9 protein-coding genes, 1 other RNA gene and 1 pseudogene are annotated in these 11,025 nt (G+C 38.1%); 6 read left to right on the forward strand and 5 right to left on the reverse strand.

The window, feature by feature from the left end:
- Positions 1 to 1,183: 1,183 nt before the first annotated feature.
- Positions 1,184 to 2,473 carry an SLC13 family permease gene (locus tag NEOC84_RS00495; RefSeq protein WP_166154270.1) on the reverse strand — a complete coding sequence of 430 codons (1,290 nt, stop codon included), beginning with the start codon at positions 2,471 to 2,473 and terminating at the stop codon, positions 1,184 to 1,186.
- Between the two features lie 77 nt (positions 2,474 to 2,550).
- Between NEOC84_RS00495 and NEOC84_RS00500 the strand changes: the two genes are divergently transcribed.
- Positions 2,551 to 3,093, forward strand: coding sequence for a hypothetical protein (locus NEOC84_RS00500; RefSeq protein ID WP_166154272.1), 543 nt, complete (start codon positions 2,551 to 2,553; stop codon positions 3,091 to 3,093).
- A gap of 236 nt (positions 3,094 to 3,329) precedes the next feature.
- Here NEOC84_RS00500 and NEOC84_RS00505 read toward each other — a convergent pair whose 3' ends face one another.
- Positions 3,330 to 4,289, reverse strand: a complete 960-nt coding sequence (locus tag NEOC84_RS00505; RefSeq protein ID WP_166154274.1) for a KpsF/GutQ family sugar-phosphate isomerase — start codon at positions 4,287 to 4,289, stop codon at positions 3,330 to 3,332.
- A 624-nt stretch (positions 4,290 to 4,913) separates the two neighbouring features.
- Positions 4,914 to 8,036 carry an isoleucine--tRNA ligase gene (ileS, locus tag NEOC84_RS00510; protein WP_166154276.1) on the reverse strand — a complete coding sequence of 1,041 codons (3,123 nt, stop codon included), beginning with the start codon at positions 8,034 to 8,036 and terminating at the stop codon, positions 4,914 to 4,916.
- 202 nt (positions 8,037 to 8,238) lie between these two features.
- On the opposite strand from ileS, the gene ssrA reads away from it, so the two are divergent.
- From ssrA to NEOC84_RS00525, 3 genes are all read left to right on the forward strand, one after another.
- Positions 8,239 to 8,653, forward strand: a transfer-messenger RNA (tmRNA) gene (ssrA, locus tag NEOC84_RS00515).
- Positions 8,654 to 8,946: 293 nt separating this feature from the next.
- Complete coding sequence (locus NEOC84_RS00520; protein ID WP_166154278.1) at positions 8,947 to 9,333, forward strand: VOC family protein; 387 nt, start codon at positions 8,947 to 8,949, stop codon at positions 9,331 to 9,333.
- A 3-nt stretch (positions 9,334 to 9,336) separates the two neighbouring features.
- On the forward strand, positions 9,337 to 9,627 hold the full coding sequence (locus tag NEOC84_RS00525; RefSeq protein WP_166154280.1) for a helix-hairpin-helix domain-containing protein: 291 nt from the start codon (positions 9,337 to 9,339) through the stop codon (positions 9,625 to 9,627).
- A gap of 8 nt (positions 9,628 to 9,635) precedes the next feature.
- On the opposite strand, the gene NEOC84_RS00530 is transcribed toward NEOC84_RS00525, so the two are convergent.
- Positions 9,636 to 9,989 (reverse strand): DUF2992 family protein, encoded by a 354-nt coding sequence (locus NEOC84_RS00530; RefSeq protein WP_347566617.1) that lies wholly within the window; start codon positions 9,987 to 9,989, stop codon positions 9,636 to 9,638.
- Positions 9,990 to 10,205: 216 nt separating this feature from the next.
- Between NEOC84_RS00530 and NEOC84_RS10005 the strand changes: the two genes are divergently transcribed.
- Both NEOC84_RS10005 and NEOC84_RS00535 read left to right on the forward strand, forming a co-directional pair.
- Positions 10,206 to 10,430 carry a DUF6088 family protein gene (locus tag NEOC84_RS10005; protein ID WP_278248281.1) on the forward strand — a complete coding sequence of 75 codons (225 nt, stop codon included), beginning with the start codon at positions 10,206 to 10,208 and terminating at the stop codon, positions 10,428 to 10,430.
- The gene (locus NEOC84_RS00535) at positions 10,423 to 10,767 is read left to right on the forward strand and encodes a DUF6088 family protein (protein ID WP_278248282.1); all 345 of its coding nucleotides are present in this window, start codon (positions 10,423 to 10,425) and stop codon (positions 10,765 to 10,767) included. Before NEOC84_RS10005 ends, NEOC84_RS00535 begins: the two co-directional genes overlap by 8 nt.
- Positions 10,768 to 10,870: 103 nt before the next feature.
- Here the strand turns inward: NEOC84_RS00535 and NEOC84_RS10110 are convergent.
- Positions 10,871 to 11,025 (reverse strand): annotated as a pseudogene (locus tag NEOC84_RS10110) (leucine-rich repeat domain-containing protein); the annotation flags it as partial.

Here is an 11,025-nt window from a genome sequence, read left to right on the forward strand (position 1 = left end):
ACCAAGATCAAATTCTCAAGAAAAATATATTCTTTGAAAACTTGATAAATGATTTATTTATCTCTGATTCTATTTACGAGATTAAAAGTTGCCTTTTAACCTTCGCACAAACTTTATGTTTGCTTGCACATTGTCTTTCTATCACTGTCAAATAGCTTTTTGCGTCACTCGCTGGTCACGCTTTTTTTGTTCTTCTTCTTAGCTTTTCACTTAAGAAGCAGTAAACATACAAAATATCGAATTATTTCCGCAACTCCTATTTTCCTTTTTCTCTATTTTTTTCCTAAGCTTCTAAAAATTAAAGCGACTGAATAATTTTTAAATTTGAGCAGTCACTTTTCAACCTATATGTTTGTTCTAAGGTGTGCAAGGATATAAATCGCTATATCAGGGGGAATTCTAAGGAGAGGCGTTTGTCTTAGGGTAAAATCTAAATCACTCGTTCTCTGGATGTTATTATACCAAAAAAGCAATCTTATTCAAGGATTATTTTAATATAATGTGGAAAAAACTGTCCCGTCTTTCTTGTCCTTCTTATTTTCATGCAGGGCATTTAGGCGAAATCGATGGTGAGTATTCCTGATAGTCCAAGCTTAACTTCTACCTCTAATTTGAAAGAAAGCGAAAAGCTCCTCTCCTAATCTATTCTCCAACTTATATGAAACGTTTCTTTTTCTACCTTTTAAGCCAGCATATTTCGTGTTCCCTTAATTTGTTGCGTGTAATCTTATAGGGCATTTCTTAACTTTTGGCTTCTTAACTCACCTGTTTAATGTATTGCCAGTTCTTAAAGCGTCTTTTCCTAATCATCTAACTTCTAAGGTTAAAAGCCCATGATGTCTCACCTCATCTGCTTCAATTTATTCAATCTTTATGCTGTATATTTTAGCAAAAAAGCGAATGCGGGAAATGCAAGTTAATTGTAAGTTTTCTCTTACATTCAGCTGATAAGGGATTCCGCCATTTTTTTATTAAGTTAAAGGCAAATGAGGAATGCTTTCTAAAACACAACAGGCATAGACTACCTGGATAAAACCTAAAGAGGGGATCTTTATAAAGGTGCCTTAAAAAGATCTTTTTAGTCATTGAAAGTTTACATAAAGGGAATGCTCCTTATATAAACAAAGAGCTATAAAAGAAAATAAGAAAGCTTCCTGATCCTCCTCCCTTCTTCCTCTAAAGATCAGATAATGCTAAGTAAATAGTAGACGGTAATGCCCGCCATGTAGCCTACAGAGGCAGGAAAAGATATTTTTTTTAAATACCAGGAAAAATCTACTTTCTCTAGTCCCATAAAGACCACACCTGCAGCAGAGCCAATAATCAACAGGCTGCCTCCAGTGCCTGCACAATAGGCTACCAATTGCCAAAAGAAAGAATCTTGAGGATACTGTTGAAGACTGTACATTCCCATGCTGGCCGCTACCAATGGAACATTATCCACAATTGCTGAAGCTATACCAATTAGAGTGGCTATCACCTCTGTGTTTCCTACATGCTGATTTAACCACTGAGCTAACATTTTTAGTAGCTCTGCCGACTCTAAAGCATTAATGCATAAAAGAATGCCAAAGAAAAATAATACTCCTGATAAATCAATCTTTGTTAATACATGCGGCACACGTAAATGTTCACGATCTTCTTCTTTAAAATAAGCAATATCCGTCATTAGCCATAATAGCCCTAAACCAAACAATATTCCCATAAAGGGGGGCAAACCCGTCAATGTTTTAAAAATAGGGACAAAGATAAGCGCAGCTATACCTGCTAAAAAAATTAGCTTGCCAATAGGTTCTAGTTTTTTATGCGCGTTCAATAATTCATGCTCGATTAGTGAGCCTTTTAAGCATTGGCTAATGATAGAAAATGAGCCAATAAAGCATGCTAGACTAGGAAAAAAAAGATTTTTAATGATTGCCCATGAAGTCACTTGCCCCCCTATCCATAGCATAGTTGTCGTGACATCTCCAATCGGTGTCCAAGCGCCCCCTGCGTTGGCTGCAATTACTATCCCCCCGCCTATTAACCAGCGATCCTCTCGGTTCGTCAATAGCTTTTGCATAATGGAAAGCACTACAAGCGTGGTGGTTAGGTTATCTAGAACTGCTGATAAAAAGAAAGTAATCAAACCCAACAGCCACAGCAGTCTAACTTTAGATCTAACTTTAATAACATCTAAAATGATTTTAAAGCCGTGATGAGCATTAATAAGCTCCACGACGCTCAAAGCACCTATAAGAAAGAATATTACCTGGCTAATATCAGCCACATGAGCAGCTAATGAATCTAAGTTCTCTTGATGAGAAAATTTATCGTGATGATTAGCAAATTGCAAAATCCAACAAATAATGGCCATCAGCAAAGCTGTGGTCGTTTTGTTGACTCTGATCACATGTTCTATGGTAATAAAGCCATAACCTATGATAAAGACAATAATCATGCTAATAGTATAAATATTTAGAGTGATAGCCATATAAGTTTTCCTGTAAATCTTTTCTGCTAATATACATTCTAATATGCGATTTTTACATTCTAACCTAGGTAAAAAAAATGGAAGAGCCTATTTTATCTTTAAACTCTGCTATTCATTCTTCTATAAAAAAAGCTACCCTTATCAAAGGCACAATTTATGGAGCTGCCGGCATCAGTTTATGGCTCTATGGAGGAATTTTCCTTTCTCCTTCTTTCTTAGATACTTGGGGATGGATTATTCTATTTTTAGGAGGGTTATTTATCACTTTAGGACTTTTGCCCTACCGTCAATTGGCGTATTTAGAAAATACTCCCCACCAAATAAAGGTGACTGCACTAAATGAACTTTATTTTGCCTTGCATGGTAGGATCCTTTTTAAAGTATCCCTGGAAAAAGTAGATGAAATGGCTTATCTAGACGATGACAAACATTACGGGATTGGTTTGTGGATGGCTCCTACCTCAAAAGACATTACTGCTTTACATTTGTCTTTGGATCTTCCTCTGTATTTAGAAGAAAATCAAAAAAAATATTTTTGCGACCTATTTTTGCCCTATTTTAGTAAACGTTCTTATCATGAACTAGAAGAGATATACAAAAGCTTGAAAAAAAGAGAGTAGAATAATCAAGGAATAAAATATTTAATTGCACTCTAAAAAGGACGGCATAAAAAATAAACCGCTCTCTCTAAAAACAGGAGATTACACCTTACTAAAGTCAAGGCAGAAACATCCACTATTTTATGACTTCTCTATGCCTAGCTTATTTATAGAAAGTAAGAACGATTACCTTTCTGCCTAAGCATATTTAAAGAAAAATTAGCAGCTAAATGATAAAGGCTTAAGCGTGGGAACGTTCATATTCCCGATTGGACAATATCATGTAATTTGATAAGGCCTAGCAGCTTTTTATGCTCGGTAAGAACAGGTAATACCGTAATAGCATTTTTTTGGTCTCCTTCCATCTTACGCATGGCATCCCACGCCAAGTTATGAGGAGCAACCCACCGAGCTGTTTGGATCATTAGATCTTTCATAGGCAATTGCAGGGAAGCAGCCCCATGGGATTGCAAAGCCCGCCTTAAATCTCCATCAGTAAATATCCCCTGTAGAATTTCAGCTTCGTCAATCACTAATACACAACCACAACGTTTATTAGATAATTCTACAAGAGTATTTACCAATTTATCTTGAGGCTTGCATATAGGAAGGCTAGAGCCGGTGATCATTAAATCAGACACTTTAAGCGAGATGCGTTTACCAATCCTACCTGCAGGATGATTTTTAACATATTCTTCCAAACTAAAATTTTTCATGCGCATGAGGGCAACAGCCAGAATGTCTCCAAATATAAGCTGTATAACAGCAGACGTAGTCGGCACTATATCAAACGGGCAAAGCTCTTGCTGCAAAGGAAGATCGATATATATATCACTAGCTTTAGCTAAACGGCTTTTTGCATTGGAGACAATCCCTATAATTTTTACTCGCCGATTACGCAAAGTAGGGATAAGAGATAAAAGTTCTTCACTCTCTCCACTTTTACTAAGAAAAACAAATACGTCTTTTTCAGAAACTATGCCTATATCGCCATGTAAAGCGTTTGTGGGGGAAATAAATAAAGCTCGTGAGCCGGTAGAAGTCATGGTCATAGCAATTTTTTCTGCTACTAAACCGCTTTTCCCTACACCTGAGAAAACTATAACTCCCTGGCAATCTCTTAAAGACTGTACAACAATCTCAGCAACAGATAAATCGATCTTTTCAAAAAAATAATTTAAATAACAGTTTTCTTTTTGGAGAAGCTCTTTTAACAAATGATGATTCCTTTTTAAGCTAAACGATCCGAGTTTTAAAGAATGTATTTTAAGGAATAGAAATATTACTCTCAAGCTATAAAAATCTACAGCTACAGAATTAAAAAAGCCAGATTTCCAAAATATTTTCTATTAGCGTTTATCTTTGTTAAAAAAACGTGCCCGCTTTGAGCTTTATAAACACTATTTGCTGTTTCTTTTTGCTACCGAGGAAGCTCTCATAGCCTCCCCTTAAAGCAAAACTCACTGACAAACTTCTGATTAAAACAAACCACCATCAGATAGCTTATAGCCTTTTTCAAGGAAAAAGTCATAACTATAAAATAATCTTTTCAGCTTATCTGTACGTAAGGTATGTCATTAGGTAAAAAAGGAGCCGGTAATCATTCAGTTCTTTTTAAAATAAGGAGGAAAGTCTTTTAAAACATATTACCTGCTGCTAAGCTGCCACTTTAAATTTTTATAGACAAACATCTATTCTAATCAAAATATAAATCATTCACTATTTATGGACAGAAGCAGCTGGCTCACCTCCCTTTCACCCATAACGAATGAATGGGCACTGCCTTACTCCCTTACCTTAAGAGGAAAGGAGCAAGGGTGTAAAGTAGAGCCAAGAGGTGTTCAAGCAGCATGGGCCTTATTTAAATAGATCCTAGCCGGCTCATTGTTAATATCCCAATCATCGCCTTCAGGGGATTCGTTAAACTCTACAGTAACCGCCAATACTTCTTGTTGCACATATTCTTTATAATGCTCAAAAGCTAGCTTTACTCGTTCGGTTGTTTCTATATTTACGTGAATGCGATCAGTCACTTCTAAATTAGCTTCTCGCCGCATTGTATTAATTTTATTCACGAGCTCCCTGGCAATCCCTTCCATTAAAAGCTCTTCATTTAAAGCTGTCTCTAAAACAATAGTGATCGATCCTTCATTAGCTCCAGCTAGGCCCTCAAAAACCTGGCGTTCAACCTGAACATCTTCCGAAGTCAACACTACTTCTGTCTCTTCTATGATTAAAGGAAGCGAATGACCTTTCAATAAGGTAGATAATTGTTCTTGATTAAAAGCATCAATTGCTTGCTGAGTAGCTTTCATTAACTTACCCACTTTTTTGCCTAAGATGCGAAAATTAGGCTTAGCTTTAAGATTAACAAATGAAGACTCTTTCTCGGCAAATTCGATTATTTTCACATTGAGTTCATCGGCAATCAGGTGCTGTTGCTCTTTTAAAAATTGAAGAGTCACGCTATCAGCGGAAATAATATGAGCCTTCGCCAGCGGTTGTCGAACTTTAAGCTTATGCTCTTTTCTTAAAGCATGGCCTAAACTTACCGTACTTTGTACCGCAGCCATGGCGGCCTCCAGTTGCTCATCACGCATCTGCTCATTATATTCTGGATAAGCACAAAGGTGAACGGATTGAGGCATTTCTTCACTTCTCAGATTCTGATAAATAGCTTCGCTCATAAAAGGAATATAAGGTGCTGCCACCTTCGTAAAGGTCAATAGAACATGATAAAGAGTGGCAAAAGCTTCATTACGATCATTAGACGCTTTTTCTTCCCAGAAGCGGCGGCGCGAACGTCTGATATACCAATTAGTCAGCTGCTCAATGAAATAAATTGTAGGCTCGATACCATGGCTAAGGTTATAATCATCCATTCCTACTTCTACTTGTTTGATAAGCTTATTTAGAAGCGAGATTACCCATCGATCGATAATAGCGACGGGCTTTTTCAGCTGACCACAAGGGCGCCAGCCATAGATACGTGCGTAGGTGATAAAAAAGCTATAAGCATTCCATAAAGGCAGCATTACTTGACGTAAGATAAGCTCCACCCCTGATTCCACAAAGCAAAGGTCTTCGGCACGTACTGCCGGACTATGCATCATATAGACACGAACCGCATCGGCGCCAAAACGCTCAATGACAAGGCTAGGATCAGGATAATTGCGCAAGCGCTTGGACATTTTTGCCCCATCCTCTGCCAAGACGATTCCATTCACAATAACGTTTTTAAATGCTGGCTGATCAAAAAGGGCGGTGGATAGAATAGTTAACGTATAAAACCAACCGCGTGTCTGATCTAAACCTTCTGCAATAAAATCTGCAGGAAATATCTTCTGGAAAAGCTCTTGATTTTCAAAGGGATAATGATTTTGCGCGTACGGCATAGAGCCCGACTCAAACCAACAATCGAAGACTTCGGTGATACGTCTAAAAACTTTTCCATTGTGGGTGAGAGTTAGCTGATCAATAAAATGTCGATGTAAGTCTTTAATGTTAGTCCCACTTTTGGTTTCTAGCTCTTGAATGCTTCCGATAACAAGCATCTCTCCATCGTCTGCGCGCCAGATAGGAATAGGAGTCCCCCAGTAGCGATTTCGACTGATAGCCCAATCTCTAGCACCTTCTAACCATTTACCAAAACGCCCATGCTTAACATACGAGGGAGTCCAATGAATTTGCTCATTAGCTTTTACCAACGAGTCTTTTATTTTTTCTACAGCTACGAACCAGGTAGTTACAGCTTTATAAATAAGAGGAGTGTCAGATCGCCAGCAGAAAGGATAGCGGTGGCGGCAGACACCATGAGAAAAGACTATACCCTCTTTCTTTAAGTGCTTAATGATCTCTTTATCCGCCTCTTTAACAAATAATCCTTGGTATTCAGGAATTTCACTAGTGAAAAGTCCATTGCTATCGACGGGACACACAATCTCTATGCCCTCTCTTTGACACGCATAGAAATCTACTTCTCCAAAAGCAGGGGCTGCATGAACAATTCCCGTGCCCTCTTCTACCGACACGCTATCCTCAAGAATTATACGAAAAGCTCCATGGCTCGCTCTATCAGCAAAATATTTAAAAGGCGGCTTATAACTTTTACCTGCTAAGTCCCTACCCTTCATTTCTTCTAATATTTCATATTCGCTTTCACTCTTAAAAGTAGCCGAGAGCCTAGACTTTGCTAAAATGTAGTGTTGGGCAGAGGCAATGTGTAGGATTTTTACATAGTCTATCTCAGGCCCTACCATGAGAGCTAAATTAGAAACAAGCGTCCAGGGAGTAGTGGTCCAGGCTAAAATAGCTGTATGAGGTTCATCTAGCAAAGGAAAAGCTAGAGTTAAAGCAGGATCATCTACCTCTTTATAATTTTCGCCTGCTTCAAAATTAGAAAGTGGTGTTCCTAGCTTAGCAGAATAAGGCATGACTTTATAGCCCTCATAAACCAGCCCTTTATTATAAAGCTGCTGAAAGACCCACCATACCGATTCCATAAAATTCACATCCATCGTTCGATAAGTTTGATCAAAGTCAACCCATCTCCCCATACGCTGGACAATCGTTTTCCACTCTTCAGTATAACGTAAAACAATTTTTCTACACTCCTCGTTGAAATTAGCTATCCCAAAAGTTTGAATAGCATCTCCACCCGAGAGGTTATGCATTTTTTCAATCTCATTTTCCACAGGAAGACCGTGGCAATCCCAGCCGAAACGCCGAGGCACGCAAAATCCTTTCATGGTTTTATAACGCAAAACTACATCTTTAATGGTGCCTGCTAATAAATGACCATAATGAGGAAGACCTGTAGCAAAAGGAGGACCATCATAAAAAGCAAAAAGAGGTTTATCTCGATTTTCTTCTACCGATTTTGTGAAAATTTTATTTACACTCCAAAATTCAAGAATTCTTTTTTCACGCTCGTCAAAACTTTCTGGAAGAATTTCTGCAAACATTCGCTAACCTACTAAGTAATATAAAATTGTTTTCGAAGCCATAGGCAAAAATAATAATATTTTCTCTCGAAAATGTCTAGCAAGCATCTTGTTTCTTCTCCTTCACGTAAAAAATTTGCTTCTATTTTATTTTTTTTTTCGTTATTCTTTGATTAAGAAAAGGCAATACTGCCCTTACAGTTTTATCAAACATCCATCTTTCGGGGGTGTCATGGTTTCGACTGGGAAGCGAGGTATTGATTGCATGCGGAGGGTATCGGTTGGCCTCCTAAAAAAGCCGGTGAACAATTAAGTGCCAAAACAAGCACAAACGTAATCGCTGTTGACTTTAGCCCTGTGGCTGAAGCTAACTTTGAAGTCGTAGCACGCGCTGCTTAATTGCAGTGCTTGCGCAGTAGTCTGAAATTGGACCGAGGATTTTAGAGTCTACTGTCATTTTCTTGGTATGAGCTAAGTTTCTCCAGCCTTAGAGAAATTTAAACTCAAGATTAATTGAGGCGAGTAGTTTCCAGTGGCGTGTTCTGCAGCGGAACCTACTTATTTTCAGAACACTAAGCATGTAGTGGTCACTATGTAGTTTGCTCAGGACGAGAGTTCGATTCTCTCCACCTCCAACTGATTATTAAGCTTCACTTTTAGGAGTGAAGCTTTTTATTTTCAGAGGCTTGCGCATCAAAAAAATTCAACGGAAATTTCAAGTACATAAAGCCCAATTACGCACTAAACTGGATGAAAACAGCATACAACTATTTCGTTTTTCCGCATCTTCTGCTATATCCACTGTGACAAGGGTGACCTCTGTGACTCATAGAGAAAGCGCGTCAATTTCCCAAAATATTGTCACTCTGGAGTAAAAAATGAAGCTTTATTGCTAATGTTTTCATAAAAAAAATTAATTCTTAGGCCTAACATGCATCTCGGTTACATTATTATCTATGTCAAAGACGTGCCCACAACAGTTTCTTTCTACGAAAAAGCTTTTAAGCTAAAGCTTCGATTTATTCATGAAAGCAATCAATATGCAGAAATGGAAACAGGCCAAACAATTTTAGCATTTGCTGACGAAGATGTTGTGATGGCTTCCCATCAATTTCGGCCAAATCGCCAAAAAGAACTAGCTGCTGGTGCTGAAATTGCGTTTATAGTCGATAATGTGGAGAAGCAATTTCAACACGCGATTGATTCTGGAGCAGTAGAAATTCTTAAACCTGCTCAAAAACCGTGGGGTCAAATCGTTTCTTATGTCCGTGACAATAATGGTTTCATTGTCGAAATTTGCAATGCAATAAAGGAATAGCAAATGTCTGTCAAAAAAAAGAATCTTAAAGATCTAAAAAATGTTGGGAAAGCAACTTTACGGGATTTAAGCATTCTGAATATTCATTTAGTCGAAGACTTAATTCATCATGATGCTACTCAATTGTTCGAACAATTAGAAAGGTTAACAGGAAAACGTCATGATCCTTGTGTGTGGGACGTATTTGCCGCCATTATACATGAAGCTAAGACGGGAGAACCTATTTCATGGTGGGCATGGACAGCCCAGAGAAAGGCTCTTCAAAAAACAGGAAAGTTAATTCATATAATTTGAGTTATTCCTTAGCGATGATAACGCTTTAGTAATGCCCTCGATGCTTCTCTTTTTCTTTTTTTTTGCTTGAGTGCAAATTGATCATCTTTGCGATCTTGTTTTTCGGCACTGCTAATAATTTTCTTTCTTTTCTTCTCAAGCCCTCCTCGCCTGTAATCTTGTGCTAAAGTTGAAGGCTGTGTCGTTTCCTTCATTCTTGCCATTTCACGGCGGACTTCTCTTTGTACTCTCTTTGGATTCATGCGCAGGATTTGAATGTTGATTTCCTTAACTTCTCCAAATTTTATTTCAGGATAATGATTAAGAACAAACTTATGAATCTCAGGATCAGACGGTTCACCACCCAAGATAGTCCTTGCAATTGCCTACCCTGCTTTATCGGTCCGCTCAAAAGTTTTTACCCAGAACCGCTTTTCAAAGAAAATTTTTGCTTTAACTGTAGCGATTTTATTCCCTTTATATGGCTCAAGATACTAACACACTTTCCCTGGGTTTAAAATAAACACTCTAACCGTTTTCATAAACGATTCTAGTAATTCACAAAAATAGCATCTTTTTGTGAAAAAGAGAGACTCGAAATGCGCCAAAGTATCGAAATCGCAGTAAAAAATAGGATTATTGAGCAAGGCCGCGGTTGGTGTTTTACGCCCATGCACTTTTCAGATCTGGGTAGTGTTACCTCTATTCGAAAATCTCTTTCACAGCTTCAAAAACAAAACATCATCCGTCGGCTCGATCAAGGCGTTTATGATTACCCCAAAATACATGATCTACTGAGCACACTCCCCCCCAGATTTGAATGAAGTTGCTAAGGCTATTGCGGAAAAAAATGGGGTTCAAATTCAACTTGCCGGAGCTCATGCTGCCAATTTAGTGGGCCTTTCTTTACAAGTTCCTGGTGGTGTCATGTTTTTAACCGAAGGCCCCTCCAGAAAAGTCCAAATTGGTAATCAAGAAATTATTCTTAAAAAGACCACGAAAAAAATTATGTCTTTTGCGAGAACTAGAGAAGGTCTTCTGATTCAAGCTTTGAAAAATTTAGGAAAAGATCACATTGACCAGGTAGCACGTGCGCAGGTATCAAAATTCCTTAAAGATTCAAATTTCTATAGAAAGGCTGGTGAGCTGGCTTTGATTTAAGTGCAGATTACTTGTTTAAAGATAAGATAGCTAAAAGTTTTTTATTTCATTTTAGCCCCTCCCAATTTAAAAATTACTTATGGCTATTCTACAAGGGAAAACGCTGCCTTATTTTTTCTGGAATATCTTTCAAAGGATTTTCCGCTAATTCAAGCTCTTGCAGCTGAGACAATTGCCCGATTTCGGCAGGCAGAGCGGTGAGCTGGTTTTCATTTAAGTAAAGCCCTTGTAGCTGAGACAGCTGCCCAATTTCTGCAA

Source organism: Neochlamydia sp. AcF84, assembly GCF_011087585.1.
Lineage (GTDB): Bacteria > Chlamydiota > Chlamydiia > Chlamydiales > Parachlamydiaceae > Neochlamydia.